Source organism: Paenibacillus sp. FW507-14B1B (genome assembly GCF_058781425.1).
Genome location: NZ_JBYSWS010000001.1, coordinates 1,309,403 through 1,333,593 on the forward strand (window position 1 = coordinate 1,309,403; position 24,191 = coordinate 1,333,593).

General features: G+C 42.9%; 28 protein-coding genes and 1 pseudogene. 11 read left to right on the top strand and 18 right to left on the bottom strand.

Features of this window, described 5'->3' with window-relative positions:
* Nucleotides 1-402: 402 nt before the first annotated feature.
* Nucleotides 403-1,491 carry a Gfo/Idh/MocA family protein gene (locus tag AC3WJJ_RS06305; protein ID WP_492538952.1) on the top strand — a complete coding sequence of 363 codons (1,089 nt, stop codon included), beginning with the start codon at nucleotides 403-405 and terminating at the stop codon, nucleotides 1,489-1,491.
* A gap of 500 nt (nucleotides 1,492-1,991) precedes the next feature.
* On the opposite strand, the gene AC3WJJ_RS06310 is transcribed toward AC3WJJ_RS06305, so the two are convergent.
* Complete coding sequence (locus tag AC3WJJ_RS06310) at nucleotides 1,992-2,171, bottom strand: hypothetical protein (protein ID WP_492538953.1); 180 nt, start codon at nucleotides 2,169-2,171, stop codon at nucleotides 1,992-1,994.
* A 48-nt stretch (nucleotides 2,172-2,219) separates the two neighbouring features.
* On the opposite strand from AC3WJJ_RS06310, the gene AC3WJJ_RS06315 reads away from it, so the two are divergent.
* From AC3WJJ_RS06315 to AC3WJJ_RS06330, 4 genes are read left to right on the top strand one after another with little or no spacing between them, the layout of a single operon-like run.
* On the top strand, nucleotides 2,220-3,383 hold the full coding sequence (locus AC3WJJ_RS06315) for an ABC transporter ATP-binding protein (protein ID WP_492538955.1): 1,164 nt from the start codon (nucleotides 2,220-2,222) through the stop codon (nucleotides 3,381-3,383).
* A gap of 1 nt (nucleotide 3,384) precedes the next feature.
* Nucleotides 3,385-4,050 carry an ABC transporter permease gene (locus tag AC3WJJ_RS06320; RefSeq protein WP_492538957.1) on the top strand — a complete coding sequence of 222 codons (666 nt, stop codon included), beginning with the start codon at nucleotides 3,385-3,387 and terminating at the stop codon, nucleotides 4,048-4,050.
* A 47-nt stretch (nucleotides 4,051-4,097) separates the two neighbouring features.
* Nucleotides 4,098-5,000: an osmoprotectant ABC transporter substrate-binding protein gene (locus tag AC3WJJ_RS06325; protein WP_422661418.1), complete on the top strand. Its 903-nt coding sequence runs from the start codon at nucleotides 4,098-4,100 to the stop codon at nucleotides 4,998-5,000.
* Between the two features lie 12 nt (nucleotides 5,001-5,012).
* Nucleotides 5,013-5,714: an ABC transporter permease gene (locus tag AC3WJJ_RS06330; protein ID WP_492538959.1), complete on the top strand. Its 702-nt coding sequence runs from the start codon at nucleotides 5,013-5,015 to the stop codon at nucleotides 5,712-5,714.
* A 91-nt stretch (nucleotides 5,715-5,805) separates the two neighbouring features.
* On the opposite strand, the gene AC3WJJ_RS06335 is transcribed toward AC3WJJ_RS06330, so the two are convergent.
* The 6 genes and pseudogenes from AC3WJJ_RS06335 to AC3WJJ_RS06360 all read right to left on the bottom strand — a co-directional run bounded on the left by AC3WJJ_RS06335 (nucleotide 5,806) and on the right by AC3WJJ_RS06360 (nucleotide 8,925).
* Nucleotides 5,806-6,624 carry an MBL fold metallo-hydrolase gene (locus AC3WJJ_RS06335; RefSeq protein WP_492538961.1) on the bottom strand — a complete coding sequence of 273 codons (819 nt, stop codon included), beginning with the start codon at nucleotides 6,622-6,624 and terminating at the stop codon, nucleotides 5,806-5,808.
* Nucleotides 6,625-6,669: 45 nt separating this feature from the next.
* Nucleotides 6,670-7,188 (bottom strand): hypothetical protein, encoded by a 519-nt coding sequence (locus tag AC3WJJ_RS06340; protein WP_492538963.1) that lies wholly within the window; start codon nucleotides 7,186-7,188, stop codon nucleotides 6,670-6,672.
* Between the two features lie 114 nt (nucleotides 7,189-7,302).
* Entirely contained in the window at nucleotides 7,303-7,845 is a 543-nt protein-coding gene (locus AC3WJJ_RS06345; RefSeq protein WP_492539612.1) for a GNAT family N-acetyltransferase, read from the bottom strand.
* Between the two features lie 124 nt (nucleotides 7,846-7,969).
* Nucleotides 7,970-8,245 carry a DUF1048 domain-containing protein gene (locus AC3WJJ_RS06350; protein ID WP_492538964.1) on the bottom strand — a complete coding sequence of 92 codons (276 nt, stop codon included), beginning with the start codon at nucleotides 8,243-8,245 and terminating at the stop codon, nucleotides 7,970-7,972.
* A gap of 9 nt (nucleotides 8,246-8,254) precedes the next feature.
* Entirely contained in the window at nucleotides 8,255-8,602 is a 348-nt protein-coding gene (locus AC3WJJ_RS06355) for a DUF1048 domain-containing protein (protein ID WP_492538966.1), read from the bottom strand.
* Nucleotides 8,599-8,925, bottom strand: a pseudogene (locus AC3WJJ_RS06360) (PadR family transcriptional regulator). Before AC3WJJ_RS06360 ends, AC3WJJ_RS06355 begins: the two are co-directional and overlap by 4 nt.
* Nucleotides 8,926-9,462: 537 nt before the next feature.
* On the opposite strand from AC3WJJ_RS06360, the gene rsgA reads away from it, so the two are divergent.
* A complete protein-coding gene (rsgA, locus tag AC3WJJ_RS06365; protein ID WP_492538968.1) occupies nucleotides 9,463-10,467 on the top strand; it encodes a ribosome small subunit-dependent GTPase A in 1,005 nt (334 codons plus the stop codon).
* Nucleotides 10,464-11,474: a phosphotransferase gene (locus tag AC3WJJ_RS06370; protein WP_492538970.1), complete on the top strand. Its 1,011-nt coding sequence runs from the start codon at nucleotides 10,464-10,466 to the stop codon at nucleotides 11,472-11,474. The genes rsgA and AC3WJJ_RS06370 overlap by 4 nt, the downstream gene beginning before the upstream one ends.
* Before the next feature lie 357 nt (nucleotides 11,475-11,831).
* Here AC3WJJ_RS06370 and AC3WJJ_RS06375 read toward each other — a convergent pair whose 3' ends face one another.
* The 7 genes from AC3WJJ_RS06375 to AC3WJJ_RS06405 form a co-directional block, all read right to left on the bottom strand.
* Complete coding sequence (locus tag AC3WJJ_RS06375; protein WP_492538972.1) at nucleotides 11,832-12,188, bottom strand: hypothetical protein; 357 nt, start codon at nucleotides 12,186-12,188, stop codon at nucleotides 11,832-11,834.
* Nucleotides 12,189-12,278: 90 nt separating this feature from the next.
* Nucleotides 12,279-12,419, bottom strand: a complete 141-nt coding sequence (locus tag AC3WJJ_RS06380; RefSeq protein ID WP_492538974.1) for a hypothetical protein — start codon at nucleotides 12,417-12,419, stop codon at nucleotides 12,279-12,281.
* Between the two features lie 313 nt (nucleotides 12,420-12,732).
* The gene (locus AC3WJJ_RS06385) at nucleotides 12,733-12,954 is read right to left on the bottom strand and encodes a hypothetical protein (protein ID WP_492538976.1); all 222 of its coding nucleotides are present in this window, start codon (nucleotides 12,952-12,954) and stop codon (nucleotides 12,733-12,735) included.
* A 695-nt stretch (nucleotides 12,955-13,649) separates the two neighbouring features.
* On the bottom strand, nucleotides 13,650-13,955 hold the full coding sequence (locus AC3WJJ_RS06390; RefSeq protein ID WP_492538978.1) for a hypothetical protein: 306 nt from the start codon (nucleotides 13,953-13,955) through the stop codon (nucleotides 13,650-13,652).
* Between the two features lie 16 nt (nucleotides 13,956-13,971).
* Entirely contained in the window at nucleotides 13,972-14,274 is a 303-nt protein-coding gene (locus AC3WJJ_RS06395) for a hypothetical protein (RefSeq protein WP_492538979.1), read from the bottom strand.
* A 316-nt stretch (nucleotides 14,275-14,590) separates the two neighbouring features.
* Nucleotides 14,591-15,022, bottom strand: coding sequence for a hypothetical protein (locus tag AC3WJJ_RS06400; protein WP_492538981.1), 432 nt, complete (start codon nucleotides 15,020-15,022; stop codon nucleotides 14,591-14,593).
* Between the two features lie 122 nt (nucleotides 15,023-15,144).
* On the bottom strand, nucleotides 15,145-15,312 hold the full coding sequence (locus AC3WJJ_RS06405; RefSeq protein ID WP_492538983.1) for a hypothetical protein: 168 nt from the start codon (nucleotides 15,310-15,312) through the stop codon (nucleotides 15,145-15,147).
* 1,147 nt (nucleotides 15,313-16,459) lie between these two features.
* On the opposite strand from AC3WJJ_RS06405, the gene AC3WJJ_RS06410 reads away from it, so the two are divergent.
* The 3 genes from AC3WJJ_RS06410 to AC3WJJ_RS06420 all read left to right on the top strand — a co-directional run bounded on the left by AC3WJJ_RS06410 (nucleotide 16,460) and on the right by AC3WJJ_RS06420 (nucleotide 18,577).
* Nucleotides 16,460-17,713, top strand: a complete 1,254-nt coding sequence (locus AC3WJJ_RS06410; RefSeq protein ID WP_492538985.1) for a DNA polymerase IV — start codon at nucleotides 16,460-16,462, stop codon at nucleotides 17,711-17,713.
* Nucleotides 17,710-18,192, top strand: a complete 483-nt coding sequence (locus AC3WJJ_RS06415) for a YhjD family protein (protein WP_422660503.1) — start codon at nucleotides 17,710-17,712, stop codon at nucleotides 18,190-18,192. Before AC3WJJ_RS06410 ends, AC3WJJ_RS06415 begins: the two co-directional genes overlap by 4 nt.
* 139 nt (nucleotides 18,193-18,331) lie before the next feature.
* Nucleotides 18,332-18,577: a hypothetical protein gene (locus AC3WJJ_RS06420; protein ID WP_492538987.1), complete on the top strand. Its 246-nt coding sequence runs from the start codon at nucleotides 18,332-18,334 to the stop codon at nucleotides 18,575-18,577.
* An 81-nt stretch (nucleotides 18,578-18,658) separates the two neighbouring features.
* Here AC3WJJ_RS06420 and AC3WJJ_RS06425 read toward each other — a convergent pair whose 3' ends face one another.
* Nucleotides 18,659-19,960, bottom strand: a complete 1,302-nt coding sequence (locus AC3WJJ_RS06425) for an NCS2 family permease (protein WP_492538989.1) — start codon at nucleotides 19,958-19,960, stop codon at nucleotides 18,659-18,661.
* Between the two features lie 159 nt (nucleotides 19,961-20,119).
* On the opposite strand from AC3WJJ_RS06425, the gene AC3WJJ_RS06430 reads away from it, so the two are divergent.
* Nucleotides 20,120-20,794: an SOS response-associated peptidase gene (locus AC3WJJ_RS06430; RefSeq protein WP_492538991.1), complete on the top strand. Its 675-nt coding sequence runs from the start codon at nucleotides 20,120-20,122 to the stop codon at nucleotides 20,792-20,794.
* Between the two features lie 80 nt (nucleotides 20,795-20,874).
* On the opposite strand, the gene AC3WJJ_RS06435 is transcribed toward AC3WJJ_RS06430, so the two are convergent.
* The 3 genes from AC3WJJ_RS06435 to AC3WJJ_RS06445 all read right to left on the bottom strand — a co-directional run bounded on the left by AC3WJJ_RS06435 (nucleotide 20,875) and on the right by AC3WJJ_RS06445 (nucleotide 24,166).
* Nucleotides 20,875-21,162, bottom strand: coding sequence for a stage VI sporulation protein F (locus AC3WJJ_RS06435; protein ID WP_422660500.1), 288 nt, complete (start codon nucleotides 21,160-21,162; stop codon nucleotides 20,875-20,877).
* A gap of 81 nt (nucleotides 21,163-21,243) precedes the next feature.
* A complete protein-coding gene (recG, locus tag AC3WJJ_RS06440; protein ID WP_492538993.1) occupies nucleotides 21,244-23,295 on the bottom strand; it encodes an ATP-dependent DNA helicase RecG in 2,052 nt (683 codons plus the stop codon).
* Between the two features lie 13 nt (nucleotides 23,296-23,308).
* Nucleotides 23,309-24,166 carry a DegV family protein gene (locus AC3WJJ_RS06445; RefSeq protein WP_492538995.1) on the bottom strand — a complete coding sequence of 286 codons (858 nt, stop codon included), beginning with the start codon at nucleotides 24,164-24,166 and terminating at the stop codon, nucleotides 23,309-23,311.
* Nucleotides 24,167-24,191 lie beyond the last annotated feature (25 nt).

Below are 24,191 nucleotides of genomic sequence, written 5' to 3' on the forward strand. Positions count from 1 at the left end.
GAAAAATGTCAAGCTTTTTTATAATAATTCTAATCTAGTAACAATTTTAAACAAATGAGCTTATCATTTCATTATGCTTCTAACCAAATCAAAATATTCCTCACCTAAAAGTGGATTTTCTTCTAGACGAAAGACGCTCCTTTCCTCAGAATATTTGTTTATAAATCGCATTGTAACTCCTTTTTTTATTTTATCAAAATCAACCATATTGTGCATCTTTCAACATTGTAAAATTAGTTACAGAAAATATCCTTTAAAATCCAAGAGGAAAAATAATGTTTTCATCCTATTTTTATACTCCCAATCCTAATTCAATATGCTATACTCGGGGCAAGCAATAACATCAAGCGATAGGCTCATGTAATCACTGCATCATCAATCCACGATTCTGGAGGAGAACCGATGAACAAAATTACAATTGCCGTGATTGGCTGCGGCACGATTGCGAACAGTGCCCATATCCCTGCTTACATGGCTAATACAGATGCTGAAATTAAATATTTCTGCGATCTTGTAAAGGAACGGGCCGATGCCGCTGTAACTAAATACGAGTGCGGTCAAGCCATTGAGGATTATCATCAGATTCTAAATGACCCTGAGGTTGATGCCGTATCGATCTGTACACCGAATGATGGTCATGCATCCATCGCTATTGACTGCTTGCGAGCAGGCAAGCATGTATTATGCGAAAAACCAGCAGCACGGACCTATGCTGAAGCACTGGAAATGCAAAAGGTTCAGCACGAAACAGGTAAGACGCTCAATATTGGGGTTGTCAACCGGTATAATGAAAGCGTTAACAGAATTAGGAAGATGATCCAAAATGGTGATCTTGGTGAAATCTATCATGTATATGCGAGCTTCCGCTCCCATCGCTCCATTCCAGGATTGGGCGGTGCCTTCACAACTAAATCCATCGCGGGTGGCGGCGCTTTGATCGATTGGGGCGTTCACTACCTCGATATCGTAATGTACTGTACTGGCGATCCAAAGCCGAAGACTGTTTCTGGACAAACCTACTGCAAACTAGGCAAGGATATGGAGAATTATACCTTCCTCAACATGTGGGCAGGTCCACCGAAATACGACGGCACTTATGATGTTGATGATTTCGTCACAGCTCTTGTGCGCACTGAAGGTCCAACTATTTCTCTAAACGGTGCATGGGCACAAAATATTGGTACCGATGAGAGTTACATCGACTTCTTAGGTGACAAAGGTGGGATCCGATTGAAGTATGGCGCAGACTTCACCTTTTACAGTACAAATGACGGTGCACTAACTGAAACAACACCAAAATTCAATCACGGAAGCATGTTCCAGAATGAAATCGATGGTTTCATTCGATGCATTCAAACCGGAGAAAAGCAACCTTCGCATATCGATACAGTCATCCTCTCCTCCCAGATTATTCAAGCGATTTACGATTCATCTGACCAGCACGGAGAAGTATCTCTGGAGCCTGTTGCCCAAACAGCTAATCATCAATAATTTTATATTTCAATCCGACTAAGAGCTGCTCACTAGGCCGTAAGGACCTAGGGCAGCTTCTTTATATGGAATCACATCATTTTTCATCCGATTCAAAGCCTCCATCCTACTTCCTATAAAAAGTAATCCTGCAAAATCGTCCTATGTACATGTTTCATCTCCGTGCACAGTGGGTAATTGTTATAAGCATATTATTACGGTTAATCGGACCTACTCAAGTGATGGTTCGTTACCTGCTTACGCATTTTGCATATATCCATTTGGGCTGAGAGAAGCAGTAGCATCATTAAAGAGCTGCTTGACCTATCACAGGTATTTCAGGAATTCATGTGTGAGAACGCATACTTTTTTGTATGCATGGCATACAGGCTTGAAATGTTTCGGATGGATGCATCAGGGGATTACACAGTTTAGCAAGCTACTATGCATATAAAGGTGGAATTTTCGGTATATAAGTCAATACCGTAACGAAAATTATGACTTGAATTTGTTAGCACCCTTCAGGGTTCCTCTTTAACGCTTTTCCATCCCTTAACCATGCAATTAATCCTATCCATTTTGATATTTTTTAAAGCTAACTTGCTTGGCTTCATTTCAGCTATTACATATATAAGGCTGATGCCTTCTCTTAATTCTGGAATCACACATGTGTTGTAACCCTCTACTCTCTGCCGGATCATATGCCGAATGCTCCTGATAATATGGACTTCTTCCAAAGGGGCGATTGAATGATAGTACTAGAGCATGTGAACAAAGTTTATGATAATGGCTTTCACGCACTGAAAGACATTAACCTCGAATTCAAAAAAGGTGAAATCACCGTCCTAATCGGTCCAAGTGGATGTGGTAAATCTACAACCATGAAGCTGATCAATGCACTTAACACGCCATCTTCAGGCAAAGTGCTCATTGACGGCAAGGATATCTCCGAGATGAATCCGGTAGAACTGCGGCGCAATATCGGTTATGTCATTCAAAGCGTTGGTTTATTTCCGCATATGAATATTTCCAAGAATGCGGGTGTCGTTCCGCGTCTGAAGAAATGGGATAAAGACAAAACAGACCAAAAGGTAAATGAATTGCTTGATATGGTCGGACTGGACCACAAAACCTACGGCTCCCGCTATCCCTCAGAGCTTAGTGGTGGACAACAGCAGCGCGTAGGTGTAGTGCGGGCACTTGCCGCTGAACCTGATATCATTCTCATGGATGAACCGTTCTCCGCACTGGATCCCATCAGCCGTGAGCAGCTTCAGGATGAACTAATTCGGCTTCAGCAGGATCTCCATAAGACCATTATTTTTGTAACGCATGATATGGATGAAGCGATCAAAATTGCAGATACCATCGTTCTTATGAAAGATGGTGAAGTGATGCAGACCGGTAGACCGGATACGATACTAAGACATCCTGCGAACGATTATGTACGTAACTTTATCGGTTCGAACCGTCTGCAAAATGAAAATGAAAGCAGCTACGAAATTCCGCTTGTAGATGAAGTGATGATTACGAATCCGGTCACAGCATTCCCAAGCAGAGGATTAGCTGAAGCTATCAAATTGATGGAGATGAAGCGGGTAGACTCGCTGCTTATTGTAGACCGTAATCGCCAGCTTCACGGCGCAGTTTCAATCTACCGAGTTCTCGATCAATACGGAGAAGAAGGGAAAACTGTAGCTGATGTGATGCATCCAGTCCGTTACTCCGTAGCTTCCGGAAGCTCGCTGACCCAAGCCATTGAGATTATGGACAATCATCAGCTTAGCAATCTCCCGATTATTGATAGTAACAACCGGTTCCTCGGATTAATTACAAGAGGTAGTGTAGTTAAACATTTGGCCGAAGTATATCCAGCTATGGCCCCTCCGCTGCCGAACGGAGAGGATGAGTAATATGAACGCATTCTGGAGCTTTATTACGGATCGTTATCCGGATATTTTGAAGGCATTACAGGAGCATCTGGTCCTCTCGTTCTCTTCCGTATTACTTGGGACAATTGTTGCAGTACCGATCGGAATACTGCTTGTATACAACCGGATAAACTGGATTAATAGTATTGTATTTTTCATTACGAACCTATTTCAGACTGTTCCCAGCTTGGCACTTCTAGCTATTCTCATTCCCTTACTCGGTATTGGGATGAAGCCCGCCATTCTGGCGCTCTTCCTATACTCCTTAATGCCAATTCTGCGGAATACTTACGACGGCTTTCATTCCGTGGATAAAGGTGTGCTGACTTCAGCCAAAGGAATGGGATACAGTACTGCTCAGACCATTCTGAAGATTCAGCTTCCTCTATCTCTCCCTTATATCATGTCAGGTATCCGTATCACTACTGTCTACATCATCAGTTGGGCGACACTCGCTTCCCTGATTGGTGCTGGCGGTTTGGGACAGCTTATTGTATCCGGACTTGGGGTTAACAAGCCTGAGATGATATTCATCGGTGGTATTGGCGCCATTCTCCTGGCACTTGTAGCCGATGGTCTGCTTGGTCTCCTAGAGAGCTGGCTCAGTAAACACTACCATCAGAATCAGGCCCGGGACGCTGCGGTATGAGTAACATGAATTTGAAACCGCGAACCAGACCGAATAAGGGAGACGTGATGAAACTGAATAAACTCAAATGGATACCGATGCTAGTCTGTATGATCGCTCTTGCCTCATTCACCTCAGCATGCGGAGTAAAGAGTGAGATTACGATTGGGACTCAAACCTATACCGAATCCAAAATTATTGCTGAAATGTATAAAGCCTTGATCGAAGACCAAACCAACCTGAAGGTGGATATTATTCCTGACTTAGCGTCAAGTTCCCTTATCATCGATGCGATGAAAAGAAACGACGTCCAGATGGCGACATTCTATACCGGTGAAATTTTTAACAACCATTTTCCAATCAGCGGCTCGAAAGACCGTGACACCGTCTTGAAGGAAGCGCAAGAAGGATTTCGGGAACACTTCGGTTTCACTTGGATGGACCCTCTGGGCTTTGAGAATACCTACGCGTTCACCGTCAGAAAGGATATTGCGGAATCGAATGGGTATACCAAAATTTCCGATGTTAAACAAGACATGGATAAGATGAAGCTCGGGGTAGATACCACCTGGCTGGAACGAAGCAGTGATGGGTACCCTGCCTTCTCCAAAGCATATGACATCAAATTCGGCCAGGTATTCCCTATGGAGATCAGTCTGGTATATAGTGCGGTAGCTAATAAGCAAGTCGATATTGTTTTGGCCTATTCTACAGATTCCCGGCTAAAAGCCTACGAGTTACAGACACTTCAAGATGACAAACAATTCTTCCCTCCATATGATGCAAGTCCGGTACTTCGTTCGGACCTTTTGAAAGAGCATCCTGAAATTCAGGATACAATAGCGCCTTTAATCGGTCATCTGGATGCAGATACGATGATATCGCTCAACTATCAGGTGGACATTGAGAAGAAAAGTGAGCGAGAGGTTGCCATTTCGTACTTGAAAGAGCAGGGCCTCTTGAAAAGCTAAAGGAGGGTTACTATGGAAAGTGAACAATTAACATTTGCAGACTTCTTGTCCTATATATCACGAAATAAAGATATGCTCTGGGAGTATTTTCTTCAGCATCTCACCATGGTTGGTATCGGTCTCGGACTAGCCGTCATCATCGGTGTGCCCCTCGGCATTCTCTGCTCCAAAAACAAATGGGCAGCCAAGATCATTCTATTTATAACGAATATTCTTCAGGTCGTACCGAGCCTTGCTATGCTCGTCGTCCTCATGCTGTGGCTGGGACTTGGAACGAAGACCGTTATGGTCGGACTCTTCCTATATTCACTTAATCCGATTGCTCGTAATACCTACGTCGGTTTAAAGCAAGTCGATCCAAGCTACCTCGAATCGGGTAAAGGAATCGGTATGAGCCCCTTCCAATTGCTCGTTAAAGTGCGCTTCCCCCTTTCGCTGACGTATATCATGTCAGGGCTTCGTATTGCGGCCGTTATTGCCATCGGTGTCGTAACGATCGCCCCTCTCGTTGGAGGAGGCGGATTAGGGCGTGAAATATACGCAGGACTGAACAGTAATAACTCGCTTCGGATTTTTGCAGGTGCTATCCCTGCTGCGGTGTTAGCTATCTTCGCGGATGTTGTGCTAGGCATACTGCAGCGCAAAATGGATTTGGCTAAGCGGAAGTCGCCCAGCGCGGCCCCAGCTCCTGCCAAAACACAAAATATAGGCTGATGCTTCTAATTTGTTATATCAAACCCGAAAAGGGCGTCTCCTAAGATCTTAGGATCTTGCGGAGCGCCCTTTTATGTAGTAATAAAGATCATTAAACATGAAGAATAAGTCCGTCATACGCAACCCCAATGCCATAAGGTTCGAAGATTCTCATCCAATCGTCATGCAGGAGGCCGGAGTTATGGGTGAAATGCGTGACATAAATCCGCCCCTCCTCCGTAAGAATTTGCTCTTGGTTGAATACGTTCTGGACCTCCAGAATCGTTTCTACAGACATATGACCACGCTGCTTCTTATCTCCTGTATTTCCATGTGTACAGTCCAGTATTGCCAAATCTATCTTTCTACCCTTCAGCCAAGCCCAGGTTACATCAGGGAACCAACCTGTATCATTACTATATAAAAGAGTTTTCCCATCTTTCTCAACACAGTAGATCAAGCAAGTTTCCATCGGATCGTGATCTGCAAGCAGCGGCGTAACAAGAGCAGATCCAATTGCTGCCGGTTGAAAAGGCATCAAGCGCTGGAAGCTAAATCTGGAGCCTTCAAACTTCCCAAGGGCTTTGTGAGCATGATACATGGCTAGATCATTACCGTAAATCCGTAACGGATGCTTGATCCCATGCGCGAAGCCTTCAATCCGGCTGATCAGATCATTCGGGTAAAAATGATCGTAATGGGTGTGAGTCACGAGTAGATGCTCGATTCGCCCCATATCAATCTGATCTCGTAGAGCCTGCATTTGTGAATCAGCTGAGTAATCGAACTTCCAGGAATCATCGACGATGACTGAAGCTCTTGTGCGAATGTTTTTCCCACCGAGTTTACGAGCTGTAAGACAAGCATCGCAGCGGCAAAATACATTAGGAAATCCTTCAGACGCAGCGGTCCCAAGAAAATGAATCTTCATTATGAAGCTTTCACACTCCTTATCGCTTTGGAATTGCTACTCAGGTTACTTTATTATAGATTCGCCATATTCGAATTTGATCCATTTCATCTTATACTCCGTTAATAATTCGTATTCGTGTAAGTGTGCACCTGATGTTATGTTCCCTTCTCTTCTTATTACACCCGGAACTGTAGTTTCTCCGTTCTGTAACTCATTTTCCAATCCATAAGATTGATTTAAAACGGACAAGAGCAGTGATACTTTTTCTTTTCCTTTGCCCTCTTTATATAAGACAATCTCCTTATTCCCACTGGCCAAGGATTTCTTCCACTGTACGTACTTACCGCCAGAACCTTCACTAAGTCCAAATCCATCAAACTCGACAATGACTGTATCTTCTACGGTCTTTACTTGACCATCGATTTCATATTCCAGGTGAAAGGGGAATTCCCCATATGTATACGCAGGTTTAGGAGGATTTTCCGTTAATGAAAGACCGATATATAACAATATCCAGGGCGCAGTAAAAAAAACAAAAACCCCAATAATAACTACTTTTAGACCTGTTAATGGAGATTTCACCTACGCTCCGAGCCCCCTAAGAATACATTCCCTTCATTACTGATACTATTCTATAAAAGATTGTTATATCCCTTGTCAATTTCATACAGAAAATCAAGATCATTTGTACCTTTGTTATCCCATCTTGCGTTTTTCCGCTTGCTTCTGCATAAACTCATCTTTAGTTAAACCAAACAGAATCAAATCTAAATATTGACCATTTATATATACTACCTGTCTCCGCACACCTTCTTGAACGCAGCCAAGTTTTTGCATCATCCTTGATGAACCTTCATTTCCTTCGAGAACATAGTCATTAAATTTATGAAGTCTTCGCTCCAGAAATGCATACCTTAATAAGATCTCCATAGCCCTTGTACCGTGGCCCTGACCACGATACTCTTTATCGATTACGATTCCAATGCTAAACGTACCATTTCTCTCGTCAATACTATTTAAATTGATTCCGCCTATACTTTCTCCGTTTAGTTTTTCAATAGTAAACATAATTCGTCCATTCGTTGAAGAAAAATCAGCATTCTCCTCTACGAACTTCTTCACCCCTGAAATGGTAGGTGGTAATTCAATTGCACACTCTAAAAAACGACGTGCCGGAGTATCAAAATCACTTACGTAGCAACTTTCCCAATCCTGAGTCTGTATGGCACGCAGTCTAATTTCATTAAATTAAATATATATCCGAAACAATTCAGAACTATTCTATACACAAAAAATGCCATATCAGAATTTAATCCGATACGGCTTTCCCTTCTATTTTTAACTTTGTTTTATCCTCAATACTTTAAGCTTTTGAATTATTCATTAGTTCGTCGCAGAAAGCGGCTACGTCACTGCCTGTCACTTCGAGTACACCCTTTCCCAAGGCTGCACCCTCTTCAAAAAGATCGATCATTCCCGAAAGCACACTCATTCCAGCGGTTAGGTCAACAGGACCGACCTTAAAGAAATATTTTTGAATCTCTTTATAAACAATCTGATAGTCTTCCGGGAGCCCTTTAACACGCGCTACATGTGCCCGCCACTCTTTTTTGCCTTCGATGATATCTTGTATTCTCATTTCACCCTCCTACTTACCTAACTTTTTTGCAATATTATTATTGAGTTGCTTGCGCCACTTGTCGCGTAAAGAGTTTGCTCCTTCTTCGCCAGCCAATGCTAAACAGAAGCCTCGGATATCATCACCCAAAACCTCTTGGACACTTTGACCTTCTGCCGCTGTTTCTTCGAAAAAGCTAAGTACACCTTCAAAAATCGGCATGAGATTACGACCCGTGAAATCTGAATGTTCCCAAAGACTCGTATGAATCTTTTCCCATGCCTCTTGATAATCAACTGGCAGCTTTTTGACTCGTAACTCAAAAGTTTTCATTTCTTTATTGATGTCGCTTCCGGTAATTTTTTCCCAAAAATTCATTCTTGTCTCTCCTTTAACTCGTTGATTTTCGAAGATACAAACTCCCGTTTCCCCCAGAACTTCTGTAATTCCTTATGCCCTGCGTCGTTAAGCATAAAAAATTTACGCGGCGGTCCCATATCGGAGGGCTTTTTGGTGATCTCCACCAACTTGTTTTTTTCAAGCCGGACCAGGATTGTGTATACCGTTCCATCCACAACATCTGTAAAGCCGAGGTCATTTAGCCTCCGCGTGATTTCATATCAGTAGGTTTCTTTACGACTTATAATTTCAAGGACACAGCCCTCAAGTACTCCTTTAAGCATTTCCGTTAGGTTTTCCAGAACAATCACCTCTTGCTATTCTGTATCACTGGTATTAAGTGTTGCTAGTTACCGCTATAAAGTAACACGCAGTAGGGTGTTTGTCAATAACTCCACATCAGTAGAGCAGGCTAACACAATCTGCGTTTTTGGCATTGAAATTTTTTCTAAAATAGGTTAATTTATATACAGCTTAGCGATAAGCAAGTTCCTAACACGAAGGGAGATGTTTTTAATGGCGACTACTTATATGGTGGTTCAGTATTAAAACTGAATAGTAGGCATATTTGAAATAAGGCGGGAAAATGCCCGTATTATTTGGTATGCCATCCAAAGTAACCTTTCGTGAATATTGCTGTTTGCGAGATACGATAAAGGTCGTATCTTTTTTGCGTCATAATGCCGCGCGACAGCAGCTTCTTTAGAGGCTGCTTGTCCGTGGCATTTTTGCGTCCAAAAAAACAATATTAAAGGAGCTAACAAAAAAATATGGTGGATTTGAAAACTTATGGCTACACAGAAATAGAAGCAATTCAAGACGGATTATTGCCCGGCAGGGTGACAGAGCTTCGGCGGGAGCGCTTCACGATCATGACCGAGCGTGGCGAAGTAAAGGCGGTACTCAAAGGAGCGTTCTATCACAGCGCGGAAACACGCGTAGACTTTCCAAGCGTCGGTGATTTTGTCTTGCTGCACTACAACGAGAGCGGAGAATCTCTCATCGTTAAAGTACTGCCCCGCCGCTCCAAGTTCTCACGCGCGGATTACTCAGGGCATGCTGCAGACTATGCCAAAACCGTATTGGAACAGGTCGTTGCAACCAATTTTGACTACGTGTTTATCCTCTCTTCTCTAAATATGGATTTCAACGTTAACCGAATCATGCGATATGTGACACAAGCTAGACAGAGCGGCGGCCAGCCGGTCATCATTCTGACCAAGGCGGATCTCGCTCCAGATTATTATCTCTCACTCGCAGAAGTCACACAGAGCATTCCTGATGTGCCGGTTCACGCGATCTGCAGTCATACAGGTCAAGGGCTAAACGAACTCGCTCCTTACTTATTACCTGCTAAAACAGTCGTATTTCTCGGTATGTCAGGGGTCGGTAAATCGTCTTTGCTTAACGTGTTAATCGAACAGAACGTAATGAAGGTTCAGGAGATTCGGGAGGTTGACAGCCGAGGGCGGCATACAACAACGCACCGTCAACTGTTCATGCTCCCCTCCGGTGCGATGGTCATCGATACACCTGGTATGCGTGAACTCGGGCTTTTTGATGCCGACGAAGGTATCCGCACAGGCTTTACCGATGTAGAGGAATGGTTTACTCAGTGCCGATTTACAGATTGTCGCCATCAGACCGAGCCGGGTTGTGGCGTTCTCGCCGCGCTGAAAGACGGTTCGTTGCCACGTGAACGGTGGGAGCATTATATCGCTCAACAGTATGAGAACAAGTATATCCAGGATAAAACGAGCTACCTCATCGATAAAAGAGCTCGAAACAAAACGATCGCTATGCGGAGCAAGCAAACAAAGAAAAACGGAGGAATGAAAATATGAACATTAAATTCGAAACGCTAATCTATACCTTAAGCCAACTTTTTAAGAAGGACATCGTCTCTGCTGACTGCCACACCATACCATTACAGGGCGGAACTGTAGGAGATGTGTGCCTAGTAACGGGGACTGCCGAAGCCGCGGATGGTGAAAAATTGCCGTACCGCATCGTGCTGAAAACTCAAAAGAAATGGGAGCGTTACGGCGATCCGGGTTCATGGCGCCGGGAATATGATCTCTATACGTCTGACTTAGGCGCGACGTTCTCGGATACCTTCCGCTGGCCGATATGTTATCACGCCGAGATCAATGCCGAAGAAGATCAGTTTCAGTTGTGGCTGGAATTTATCGATGGCGTATCCGGTTTAGACTTGACCGGTAACATGTATGAACAGGCCGCGCTGGAGCTAGGGCGCTATCAAGGAAAACTGTATGCGGAGCAACCCGCTGTACTGCAGAGCCTGACCAATCTGAGCCATGCGGATCTTATGAAGAATACGTATCTGCATTATCGATCATGGCCGCTCGTCTACGATTATATACGTTCGGAAGACTGCGAATTCCCACAGCATTTACGGCAAATGCTCATCGACATTGATGAGCACGCAGACGAGATCCTCGCCCGCATCGAGAAATTGCCCCTCGTGCTATGCCACCGGGATTTCTGGGTGACTAACCTGATCTATGCGGACGGTACAATTGTGCTCATCGACTGGGATACATCTGGATGGGGCTACCTAGGTGAGGATATCGCAAGCCTGATTGCGGATGAAGCAGATATCGATCACATGGTCGAATACTATAAGCGATGTGTCCCTGCATATTACAAAGGATTTTCGGAGTATACAGATGCATCCTCTATCGCCGATCATTGCGTCTACGAGCTGATCCTTCTCATGTTCGGGTATCGGCTTGTGGAGGGATATCTCCACACAGAGAACGATGACGAGAAGAAGAATCTTGTCCACACGCTCCAAAAAATCTATGAAATGAAGAGTGTTTTTGCATAAAGGCTAAATCTCTAAGATGAAGCTCTCTACAAGAACTACGAAAACCCATGAATGTAGCGGGTTTTCGTAGTTTCTTTCTTACTTCCATTCGTCTTCCCAAAGCTTCATTCATAAGGACCTATTAGTTTTTGAGAGCCCCCTTGCTAGGAAAGCGATCTAATTTAAAAATTTTCATAGAATGTAAAACATTCGCGCTTGCCTCAATAAGGCTTATCCGACTTTCGCTAATTCCCGCCTTTCATTGAGTTCGACCTAGAAGAAGTGTTAAAGGGATGTTAAATATTCGCATTAGGTATACCCACCAACAAAAAAAACCTTGAAAGACAATAACCTTTCAAGGCAAGATATGAAATTAATCTACATCTTTAAGTCATGTTTTACTAAATCAAGAGCAACAGCCAATTTAATTTGATTTTGCTTACTAAGCCCTTTTAAATACTGCGAAACTGTTAAAGTTTTAACTTTTGGTTTTACCTCATAACTATTACGTTCTAATTCAATTTCTGCTACTAAACTATCGTTTATTAGTATCTTATAAAGATCCTCACCTTGTTCAGGTATCCAATAAATAATATATGCTGCTTTCATGTCTGGAAATTCACACTCTATAACTTCAAGTAGCCTTTTTTTCTCTTCACTTTTGAAAAGTAACTGATTTGATTTAATAAGATGTTCCCTGATTTCTTGTTCTGTTTTACTTCCAATAAGTTTCAATTTATCCTCCAAATTTTCCTTTGTGAATTTTGTATGGTTAATTTGTGACAAACTGGACGTTTGACTCAAATAAAATAAACTAAAACATTATTAAATCAAAATCAAAAACTCCTCCTTCTGTTCAACCATATAATTATTAAAATTTATTAAAAATTGTTCTTTGGTTTGTTTCTCAATCTGCCAAAGTATTATTGCTTCTTTTAATTGTTCTACATCTAAAATCGCAGACACCACCGATCTAACAAATTTAGTAAAGACCACTTGACCAGACTTACTATCTAAATTCCCATAAACTCTAGTCTTGACTATCTAATTTGGCCACATATGCAATCTCTCGCATGAAAGAGGTTACAGCATGACCAGACCATCCTCATCCAGCATCGCCCAATAATAAATTGTATTCTTATGAATACTAATATGTCTTGAGTTAGATGATCTCTGATTACGCTAGCTGAGCTCTCCTCAGATCATTAAAGTAAATTTTTCTTCTATATTTAATTCGATATTTTCATAGGCGTTTAAGAATTAAACTTGGTAATAAACTTTAAATCTCTATTAAATCCCAAATCTCGAAGATAGTCTTCCCATTAATTTGTCCTTCTCTAAGCAATTCATCTGCTGTCCTAAATGATTGCGTGTAACTATCCTCCCCTCTTGTTAGATAGTATCCTTCTTTATTTCTACTAATCCAGTACTCCTCATTATGATAGTAAAACGGGAACTCTTCGCCCCACCATACTCTTTGAACGAGTTCAGTATATTCCACTCAAATCCCTCCTTTACTTGCTTCTATCAGGATTACCATTTTTATTATAAGTCCATCTATGTTCGTGCGGTGCCTTAGGGTGACTTTGAGGAGTCTTATGATGTGTATAATCTACATCCCTCGTTGCCCTTCCGTCAGGACCATACCATCTTCTCGTTAACAATTCTCCCGTCTTTAAGTCAACGATATCAACGCTTGAGTTTGGTTTACCAGTCGACCCGGGAGTTGTAGTAACTATAGTATGATTTGAGCTTGGGGTGACATCGTATATATTCCTTTTGTTTGATATTATCGTCTGCTTCGGAACATTACCCTTACCCTTATATTGAACTTGCTGCCGCTCATACTTTTTTGGCGAATATTTGTGTTGTTAGCGATACAGCGTTGAATTAATAGTAAACCGCCAAGCGATAAACGCAAGGCGGTTAGGATGAATCATTTCGAAAAAGTATTTTTAATTGGTGGGGTAGATTCCCGACTAATCAGTTTAATATTGTAGCTATCAAGCAATTCATTAGCATTGGAATATTGAGTACTACTTGTCTCTCCATCACTTTCAAAAAACCTACCATCTTTTTTTATAATTTTGCTCATTCTTTCAATAATTATAGAGTCACGGCTAGCAGGTCCCGGTACGAGGAGTCTAAATTATTTAAAATGACGATAACTCTCTTTTAAGTCTTCACATTACTAGACTAGGCATTTTTAATTTTGTCTTTATATACTTTTAAAATTGTTGTGTTCAAATCACTGATTTCTGATAAATGCCATTCAAATGTCGTTATAATTCTATGAATTTCAAATAACATTTTTTCTACTTCATCACCATCATTCTTATCCACAGAATTAAAATTGTTTAGTAAAATATCTAAATCTCTAGTTAAAGTCCTAAAATCCTCAAGGTTCCCGTACTGTTCATCTAAATCTTCTTTGTTTAAAATATTAATACTTAAATTAAGTTTACCTAGAATGTCCAATATTCCTTCTAACTTTTTATCCATTTAAATCCCTCCACTTTCATTTCCAATCCTTAACTACTCGTCCAAGTGCTTTCTTAGTCTTATCAGGGTTTAAAGTACCATTTAAATTCAAAACGTATTTCACATACCCTGTTTTATCTATTACTTCTAAATGGTCTTTGTGTAATCCGTCAAGATAAACTCCATAGCCTTTTTTTAGATACTGGTTATTAGTTTTCTTTTCTACCCTATAAATTGATTGTCCATCGTATTTAACTTTTGTTTTTGATAGGGAATTACTTATTGATTTTCCAAACTTCATTTTAAAAAAAACATCCATATTTGCTGGGGTTTCAATCAAATAGACAAAAGATATAATCGCATGAGTTACTTTTGGACATTAATATTAATTTTTGTTTTAAAGTATCTACATCTATTATTTTGGGAAGTTCCTCTCCTACATAATATAATTTTCATTTTCCCCGTATTTATCAGATCGGTTAATCTTAATATTGTGTAAATGGTAATCCTTTTCCTTTAACTACAAAACAACTTTCAATAATTCATCAAAGTTCTTAACTTCCTCTAGTCTACTCAAATGAATTTTACTACTTAAATCAGGTCGATAAAAAAGAAACCTTAAACGGCATTTAGCCACTCAAGGTTTCGAAGGTGTTCTACCAAATTCCTCTCTCAAAATCTGGATTATCTATTTCTTTGATATAAACTGAAATCCATAAAACTGTTTGTTTAATCGGGTCTGTTTCAAGGTAAACTCCTTTAGTACTACAATAAATTTCTTCAAAATCATCATATACAAAACTTGGTTCTAGCTTTATAACATCATCAATATGCATTCCAATTCTAATTTTATTAAATAAAGTACCATTATAGTTACTCGCAGCAGTTATTTTGAATAACTTACCATTTAATAAATTAAACCATAAATCTATTGAGTTATCTATTTCATACCTTATTAGATATTTCCCTAATAGTTTCGGCTGTTTACCAAATTGTTCTATCATTGAATAGAACTCATTGATGTGGCTATATAGCTTTATACCTCCCATTCCTTCCCAAGGGATGATAGGTGCTTTTAAATCAATCAAAGATTTTACCTCCCTGTAAAAATAAAGTAGCGTTTTCCTTTCCATCAGTTTTATAAGTGTTCTTAGTTCCATTTACAATCCTAATTGTACCCAGGTGAGACTTGTAATTGATCTCCTATTACTCAAAATGAATATTTATCATTTTGTCCTTCTAATATAAAATTACTATTTTCAGTTGTATCAGAAGCTAGAAGCTCAGTTGTAGGACTCCCAAATCGTGTCCATTTGTCTGCAATGTTTTCTAAAATCTCATTTATTCCTACCTCAGTTTCACCTTCTGAAATTAACATTTTAATTTCTACAACATATACCCCATCTATCTTCCAATATGGTTCTACCTTCTGAATTTCCTTTTTTTAGTACAGGTTCATTAAGAACTTTCTCTAAAACTAAACCTGCTTCAGGTTCACTCTTTGCATTTATATAAAGTCGAATAAACATATCTCATCACCTATATTTTCGACTTTGGTAAAAAAATATCTTGGGGTATGAGTAAGCCGTGAATCATCATACGGTCCATGTCCTATCCCTATTACGGCTATTCTTAGTGTAGTCATCCTGTTCTCCTATTCCTTAGATGGTTCAATTTAGCAGATATATGCTTCGTTCCTGTTGTAATCCTGACAACAGTCTTTGATTTACCTCGCTGGGCTTAGAATATTTAATAATGGTGAAGTAAGAGGCTTTAATGAAGTTTAAAGTGAAATACAAATTACTTTCTGGACTACCTGATAGTTCAGTAACTTCCATTAACTTTGGGAAAACGGTTGCTTCCGGTGGCGTTACTTACAAAAATTATGTTGGGATAAACAATCGTGCACATATTCACTTTATCGTTATACCCCTCATACAATTGATATTAATTTACTTCCTGCATTAAGTGGAGGAAACTATCTCTTCATGAATATTACTAGAGGTTGGTGGGACTCAACAAACCCTTAGGGTTAATTATAGCCTTTACTAGTTGTACTAAGGTGTGTATCAAGCTGATCATTCACTTGATGCACACCTTTTTTTCATGGGAGGGAGACATTAAGGCTTGAAGTCATGCCACTGGAGATACGACACCACCGTCCATGATTCCTGCTTCTTCCCCGCTCTCGGTAATATCATAGCAGGCAAGATACCATTCGCTGTTATATATAGATGCTTAATTATGTATTTATCAATAATTATGACACCACACCACATTAATTTAATTCTATCCCCTCCATCAAACTGTATTTACCACTTGCATATAGAACACATGTTCGGTATATAATAATGAAGAGTAAATGAAGATACGGAAAAGATTCGAGGCAGGGGTCTAGGCTCCATTCACTACGGGGATAGGCAAGCATTCTCTTGTTCGTATCTTGATTCGTATTTCAGCCATAGATCCATTTATCAACCATACAGAGAACAGTTATTTACAGTATTTCAATGGAGGGTTAACCCATGTCGAGACATATTTTTTTAATCGACGGACAGTCTTTTTACGCTTCAGTAGAGAAGGCGGCTCATCCGGAATATCGGGATAAGCCTGTCGCTGTGGGAGACCCCGCAAGGCTTAATGGAATTGTGCTCGCGGCGTGCCCCATCGCAAAATCTCGTGGTGTGACAACAGCATCAAGAGTCGGGGAGGCTCTGGCTAAGTGCCCGGATCTGATTGTCATTCGTCCTAGAATGCAGACCTATATTCAAGTATCCTTATTTATCACACAAATCTTTGAATCCTATACAGATCTCGTAGAGCCGTACAGTGTCGACGAGCAGTTTCTAGATGTCACAGGCTCCATCACTTACTTCGGTTCCCCTTACGAGATGGCGAAGACGATCCAGAACCATGTACTGTTATCCACGGGTGTGTGGACCCGAGTCGGGATCGGTCCCACGAAGATTCTCGCCAAGATGGCCACCGATAACTATGCCAAAAAGATGCCCGAAGGCATCTTTGAACTATCCTTCGACAAACTGGAGTCTACATTATGGAAGCTACCTGTACACCATATGTTCATGGTAGCCTCTGCCATGACTCGCCATTTCACTCGGATGGGCCTGAGCTGCATCGGTGATATTGCCCGCATGGAATTCGGTGAATTTAAACAACGGATGCGCCGGGAAATGGGTAAACAAAGTGATATTCAAGCTGCATACTATTGGCAGACTGCCCGCGGCATTGATCCTAGCCCCGTCGTATCCGGAATACGGCATCAGCTTAAATCCATCAGCCACGGTAAAGCGCTCCGCTGGAGCCTGTATCGCAGACTGCAAGATATTGAAGTTGTTCTACTTGAGCTTGTCGTTGAAGTGTGCCAGCGTACAAGGCGACATAACTATGTGGGGTCTGTAGTTTCGGTCTCTGCCGCAGAGACCGACGGTGAGCGTACAGCTTGGTTCAGCCGGCAGATGACGCTTCCTGAACCAACAGCACTCACCCATGAAGTTGCTGCCGCTGCACGCAAGCTGTTCATCGATCATTGGAGCGGTCTGCCTCTCAGTAACTTAAGCATTTCCTTGTCGCAACTAACAGACGATAGCGTTATTCAGCTCACCCTCTTTGATGACCGCCCCCTTGCATTTCGCAAAGAACGGGTCATTGATGAGATCAAGCATCGGTACGGGAGCAGCGCCATTATGCGCGCGTCTTCTCTGAAGGCAGCGGGCGTAGCACGAGAAAGAGCTGAACAAATTGGAGGGCATTATAAATGAGCAAGCTTGATGGTAACGAACGCTGGAAATCCAAAATGCTGTTAACAGAGCATGTCGAGCAGTATGAACAGCAGCATACGCCTCATGGAAGCAAGATCATTACACCAGAGGAACGCACGATGATTCGTGACTATATCCTGCTGCCGCATATGGAGAAGATGGTTCAGAAAAGCATCGCTGATGCAGAGTACTCCACCAATATTCTAAAGCGCTTGTACATCCTCGCAAGCCAGAAGATTCTCGAACAGATCATGCAGGATATGTACCGAATACGGCGTGAGCTCAAGCAGCGTAATATCAAAATATTGACTGAAGAGCAATCCGATCTGGTCATCTATCATCGCTATTATTGCCGGGGATATGAAGACCAGTTTGGCATGACCCGTGATGTCATGCGAGCAGAGATCAGCGTACAGCTGACCAAGTATATGTCGGAGCTGGCGAGACTCCTGAAAGATTACACCAAGGAAGCGAAATGAGCTGCGCTAATGCGAAGAACAACCTTGGACTCACATCCATTATCATTACGCTGAGTCCGATGAGCATTTGGCACAATGGAAATTCATAAAATAGCCCTCATTCGAACAGGATAATCATGTGATATGAACTTTTGGCAAAATGCTGAATGTAAGTAATTATCCTTCTGAAAGGGTGAACCATACACCATTGAATAGCCTGGAACAGTGGCTACATCAAGTAGGCCATCATTATGTACTCATTGCCATCGCTGCTCTCTTATTCTTTGCCATAAAAGCAGTGATCGGGTATATCACCTACCGTCATTATGACCGGCAATTAAAAGAGATTGACCAGAAACTGAGCCATCTTCTTCACCAGCATTCAGACGAATCAGACCAACACTAAAAAAGCCAGAGAACCCCACCCGTAATCACAGGGAGAATTCTCCGGCTTTTTAACATTTTTCAGTCATGAACGTACAAACAATCAGTGTGGAACAAATGCCAACTGCAATAAAAACAATAAAGCAAAGACATACATAAGTGGATGCACCGCGCGGAAATTCCCCTTAACCACCTTCATCAATGGATAGGAGATAAAGCCAAGTGCAATCCCAGTCGAGATACTAGATGTAAGCGGCATAGTCAGAATAACGAGGAATGCAGGAAACGCTTCGTCGAAGTCGTCCCAACGAATGCTTTTAACATTGCCTAACATTAAGCAACCAACGACAATAAGGGATGGAGCGGTAATCGCAGATAACCCAGATACTGCTCCAACGAGCGGACTAAAAAAGGCGGCAATTACGAACAACACTGCAACCACAACCGCAGTCAGCCCTGTTCGTCCACCTGCACCCACACCAGCAGCAGATTCGACATATGCCGTTGTAGGGCTTGTACCCACCATGGAACCCGCAACCGTTGCGATGGAATCAGAGAACATAGCTCGCTCAGAACGAGGCAGCTTGTTATCCTTCATTAGACCAGCCTGCTCAGCTACACCCACCACTGTACCTGTAGTATCAAATAAGGTGACAAGCAGGAAGGAGAACACAACAGCGTACAAGCTATGCGAAATGACATCACCAGCTGCCTCAATCGGATTCCAGACCAAGATTCCTTCAGGAAGCGTAGGTACAGAGACGATTCCCTCTGAGAAGGACAGCATCCCGGCAAAATAAGCGATAATACCGGTAATAATCATCCCGATAAACAGCGCACCTTTTACATTACGAGACAATAGAATTAAGGTTACCGTAAGACCGACCAGCGCTAATACCACTTTAGGCTGATGCAGATCACCTAGGGCTACAAGATTATCTGGGTGAGCCGCCACGATCCCACTCATCCGTAACCCAAGAAAAGCAATGAATAATCCGATTCCTGCGGTAATGGCATGCTTCAAGTTCTGGGGAATCATTTCAATCAATCGACTGCGCAGCGAAGTCATCGACAGAAGCAAGAACAGAATCCCTGCAATGAATACAGCCGAGAACGCCTCGATATAAGACAAGTTCGCATGTCCTTGAACGACCGAATATGTAAAGTAAGCATTAAGCCCCATCCCTGGCGCAACAGCAATTGGATAACGAGCCACAAGACCCATCAGTAAGGTACCGATAACCGCTGCAATCACAGTTGCAGTAAAGCTCTGTTCAAATGGCACACCCGCTCCGGAAAGGATCAGAGGGTTTACGACCATAATGTACGCCATGGTGAAAAATGTAGTTGCTCCAGCAACAATTTCGGTCTTGACCGAAGTTCCATTGGCTTTTAAATCAAACACTGAATTGCCTCCATTTCTAATGTAAAAATCACATGTTGCAAAAACGCACCTACTATTATAGAGGAATGTCATATTTTTCGCGAGCCTAAATTACGTGTATACTTTATTCATCTAAATAAAATATAACTATTATCATTGTTCCAGAAGGAGGCAGATAATATGTGCGGCCGATTCACACTAACTGTAACTTGGGAAGAATTATTGAATCGATTCTTGATCGATCCTGACGCTACCGATCCTTTCCACGCGCCCCGCTATAACATTGCACCTACCCAGATGGTTGCCGCTGTCATTCACGACGGAGTTCGCCGACGAATCGGGCAGCTTCGCTGGGGTCTTGTCCCCTCCTGGGCTCGCGATAGCACAGGTAGTGCTAAGATGATCAACGCTCGTAGCGAGACCCTTGAAGAGAAGCCCGCTTATAAGACCCCCTTCCTGCGAAAAAGATGCCTCATCCCGGCTGATGGTTTCTACGAATGGCAGCGTACTGAAGGTACTAAAAAGCCTCACCGAATCGGGATGAAAGATGGTAGTATTTTCAGCATGGCGGGCTTATACGACATATGGACCGCACCGGATGGGAGCAAGCTAAGTACGTGCACGGTCATCACCACTCAGCCCAATTCACTGATGCAAGATATTCATGACCGCATGCCGGTCATTCTTAGACCAGAGGATGAGTCACTATGGATGAGCCGCAGCACAAGTCGCGATGAGCTTAAACGACTACTCGAACCCTACCCTGCAACCGAGATGAGAGCCACCCTCGTCGGGATAACTGTCAATTCAGTCAAGAACGAAACCCCTGAATGCATTCAACCTATTGGCAGCTAAATCACATACCCACCATTTGAAAAAGCCCCTGCAAAGTTTGCAGAGGCTCTTCTCTATTTACTTGGCCCTCACCACTGGGTTTAGCGAAACATCCCCCATAGTTTAATGAGGTGAAATGTGTTGCTCGGGTCAATTCGCTGGGCAAGGACAAACTGAACAATCTGCTGTTCCTGTGCAGGAGTGAGCTTTTCATTCAGAAGACTTGTGCATGTCCGTACTAATTGCTGAACTTTTGCGCTATTCTGAAGATCAATCTTAGACAGACCTTGAACCACTGCCTTCACCCTGTCCTTGACGGCAGGATTCTTCAGCTTCTGCTTAATTCGTTCCACAAGCTGTGGGCTAATTCCGTATTGTTGATAACTCAAAACGTTCGGCACCTCCCGTTATAACTACTGTCATTGTTTCAGTATATGACGAGGGCCCGTCCATTGTGCTATCTGATTCAATTAATCGATAAGATCACCTTGGAAAATTTGTTCCTTCTGCAAATAGGCTCTTAAAGGAGTATAAGTCGGTGAAGTCCAGAATGACGCATCGCTAACGAGTTCGGCAGCATCTCCTCTTGCCTGCTCCACCACTTCAAAATCCGCAACCATATCTGCCAGTCGAAACTCAGGAACACCACTCTGCTTCGTTCCGAAGAAGTCACCTGGTCCCCGCAGATCCAGATCCCGGCGTGCGACTTCGAAGCCATCCTCGGTTTCGGTCATAACCTGCATTCGCTCTTGTCCTACCTCAGATTTGGGATCCGCCACAAGAATACAGTAAGAAGCATGAGCCCCTCGTCCCACTCGGCCACGAAGCTGATGAAGCTGCGACAGACCGAAACGATCAGCATCCATAATAATCATCAAGGTTGCATTCGGAACATCCACACCAACCTCGACTACCGTAGTTGAGATGAGCAATTGCAGCTCATTACTGTAAAACCCACGCATCACTTCATCTTTTTCCCCCGGTGTCATTCGACCATGAAGGAGTCCTACCCGATACTTCGGAAAAGCTTGCTGCATTTGAACATATAGATCAATCGCGTTCTGTACATCCAGCTTGTCTGATTCTTCAATAAGCGGACAGATCAGATAAGCCTGACGCCCCTGCTCAATCTCTCTTGCAATAAAGCCAAGAACACGCTCCATCAGATCATGCTTGACCCAATACGTCGTAATTGGAATACGGCCCTTCGGTCTTTCCGACAAGGTCGAGACATCCATATCACCAAAAGCGGTGATCGCCATCGTCCGAGGAATTGGTGTCGCCGTCATCGTAAGCACGTCAGGGTTATAGCCCTTCCTGCGAAGAACACTTCGCTGGTTCACACCGAAACGGTGCTGCTCATCCGTCACGACCAGGCCAAGCTGGCGGAAATAGACATCTTCTTGGATCAAAGCATGCGTACCCACTACGATGTCGATCAATCCCATTTGCAGTGAAGCAAGCAGATCCTTACGCTTCTTACCTGTTACACTCCCCGTTAAGAGCCCTACCGTTACGCCAAACGGCTCAAACAGCTTTTGTAAGGAACGCATATGCTGCTCTGCCAAAATCTCTGTAGGAACCATCAGAGCACCTTGAAAACCCGATCGAACCGTTGCATATAAGGCGATCGCAGCCACAACGGTCTTCCCGGAACCAACATCCCCTTGGAGAAGACGATTCATACAGTACGGTGAACGCATATCATGCAGAATTTCAAGCTCTACCCGTTTCTGCGCATCTGTTAGCTCAAACGGAAGGCTACGCACAAATGTCCGAATCGTTGTATTATCCACTGTATGTACAACCCCATCCATCCGGTCGCGATTGAGCGCCCTGAAAGCTTGCATTTTCAGCTGGAACATAAACAGCTCTTCATATACCATCCGACGCCGACCTTCCTGACCTTCCTTAGAGTCCACAGGCTGATGAATCGTCATAATTGCCTGCTTACGCGGCATTAGATTATACTTCTGCAGCAGGGATGGCGGAAGAATCTCCGGAATCATGTCACCGTATTGCTGCAGGGCTTGTACCATCGTCTTACGTATCCAAGATTGTGTAATCTTCCCGCCAACTGAGTACACAGGCTGAAGCGTGCCACTTCGAAAAGCCCCTTTATCCGGGAATTCCGATTCCGTCGTTGTCAATTGCATACGCCGCTGATCCCATTTGCCCGTCAGCACAATTTCTCGTCCTGGGGTCAACTGATCCTTTAGAAAATGGCGGTTAAACCATGTTGCCGTAAACATCCAGTTCTCAGCTAGCATTTTGCAGGATAGACGAGACTTCTTACCATATCTCTGCAGCACAGGAATACCTGCAATTTTAGCCTGTATCGTAATTTTATCTCCGTCCTTCACCTCGCTAAGCGAGCGAAGGCGGTAATCTTCATACCGGAACGGATAATACTCCAATAAGTCTTTAACCGTAGAGACGCCAAAGGCGTGAAGCTCTCCTTCTTTCAGAGCGCTCACGCCGTTGATCTGCCGTACGGATATTTGATCTAGATCGAGATTCATTATTCTCCCCCAATCAAGCGGGCCAGATATACGCGGCAATGGTGCCTGGTCCCACATGGGTACCAATGACGGCGCCAATGTCAGACAGAACCGTTTCTTTCACCGTAAACACGGTAGACAGTTGCGCTAGAAAGTCATCAACTGAAGCTGGATCTGCCGTATGACCCACCGCTACATTAATATTCGTAACACCTGCCAGATCCTTTTGGAACAGCTCAATCATTCTGGCAGTTGCTTTTTTGCGGCCTCTTACTTTTTCAACTGGATAAATAATACCTTCATCATCAATGGATAAGATCGGTTTAATGTTTAGCAGCGTACCAAGCACGGCAGAGGCCTTACCGATACGTCCACCCTTCTGTAAATACTCTAGTGTATCTACCAGAAAATATAGACGACGTTTGCTCCGAAGTTCTTCTGTGGAAGAGATAATCTCATCCACAGTTGATCCTTCTGCAGCTAGCTTAGCCGCATGAACAGCAAACAGTCCAAAACCGTAAGATGCTGACTTTGAGTCCCACACCGTAATATCAGGCTCTCCCTCTATCAGCGAGGTTGCAAGTAATGCCGACTGATACGTTCCACTCATACCGGAAGATAGGTGCATCGACAGAATAGCACAGCCTGGATACTCCTTTAGAATCGATTCATAGACTTCTACAAAGTCCGCCGGAGAGGGCTGAGAAGTTGTTGGCAGTTGTGGCGATTCCACAAGTTGCTTATAGAACTCGCTAGCCGTAATTTCGACTCCGTCTAAATACGTATTACTGCCAAACATAAGACGCAACGGAACAATTCTTATGTCATATTTCTTCACCAGGTCTGCCGGAATATCCGCTGTGCTGTCAGTGACAATAACGGTTTTCTTCACCGGGAACCCCTCCTAAACATAAACA

Excerpts from the sequence above, each read along its gene's own strand:
- AC3WJJ_RS06405 (WP_492538983.1), bottom strand. The coding sequence starts at position 15,312 with ATGTTAATTTCAGAAGGTGAAACTGAGGTAGGAATAAATGAGATTTTA.
- AC3WJJ_RS06315 (WP_492538955.1), top strand. The coding sequence starts at position 2,220 with ATGATAGTACTAGAGCATGTGAACAAAGTTTATGATAATGGCTTTCAC.
- recG (WP_492538993.1), bottom strand. The coding sequence starts at position 23,295 with ATGAATCTCGATCTAGATCAAATATCCGTACGGCAGATCAACGGCGTG.
- AC3WJJ_RS06410 (WP_492538985.1), top strand. The coding sequence starts at position 16,460 with ATGTCGAGACATATTTTTTTAATCGACGGACAGTCTTTTTACGCTTCA.
- AC3WJJ_RS06320 (WP_492538957.1), top strand. The coding sequence starts at position 3,385 with ATGAACGCATTCTGGAGCTTTATTACGGATCGTTATCCGGATATTTTG.
- AC3WJJ_RS06370 (WP_492538970.1), top strand. The coding sequence starts at position 10,464 with ATGAACATTAAATTCGAAACGCTAATCTATACCTTAAGCCAACTTTTT.
- AC3WJJ_RS06355 (WP_492538966.1), bottom strand. The coding sequence starts at position 8,602 with ATGAATTTTTGGGAAAAAATTACCGGAAGCGACATCAATAAAGAAATG.
- AC3WJJ_RS06325 (WP_422661418.1), top strand. The coding sequence starts at position 4,098 with ATGAAACTGAATAAACTCAAATGGATACCGATGCTAGTCTGTATGATC.
- AC3WJJ_RS06350 (WP_492538964.1), bottom strand. The coding sequence starts at position 8,245 with ATGAGAATACAAGATATCATCGAAGGCAAAAAAGAGTGGCGGGCACAT.
- AC3WJJ_RS06415 (WP_422660503.1), top strand. The coding sequence starts at position 17,710 with ATGAGCAAGCTTGATGGTAACGAACGCTGGAAATCCAAAATGCTGTTA.
- AC3WJJ_RS06430 (WP_492538991.1), top strand. The coding sequence starts at position 20,120 with ATGTGCGGCCGATTCACACTAACTGTAACTTGGGAAGAATTATTGAAT.
- AC3WJJ_RS06420 (WP_492538987.1), top strand. The coding sequence starts at position 18,332 with ATGCTGAATGTAAGTAATTATCCTTCTGAAAGGGTGAACCATACACCA.
- AC3WJJ_RS06310 (WP_492538953.1), bottom strand. The coding sequence starts at position 2,171 with ATGATCCGGCAGAGAGTAGAGGGTTACAACACATGTGTGATTCCAGAA.
- AC3WJJ_RS06335 (WP_492538961.1), bottom strand. The coding sequence starts at position 6,624 with ATGAAGATTCATTTTCTTGGGACCGCTGCGTCTGAAGGATTTCCTAAT.
- AC3WJJ_RS06305 (WP_492538952.1), top strand. The coding sequence starts at position 403 with ATGAACAAAATTACAATTGCCGTGATTGGCTGCGGCACGATTGCGAAC.
- AC3WJJ_RS06390 (WP_492538978.1), bottom strand. The coding sequence starts at position 13,955 with ATGGATAAAAAGTTAGAAGGAATATTGGACATTCTAGGTAAACTTAAT.
- AC3WJJ_RS06330 (WP_492538959.1), top strand. The coding sequence starts at position 5,013 with ATGGAAAGTGAACAATTAACATTTGCAGACTTCTTGTCCTATATATCA.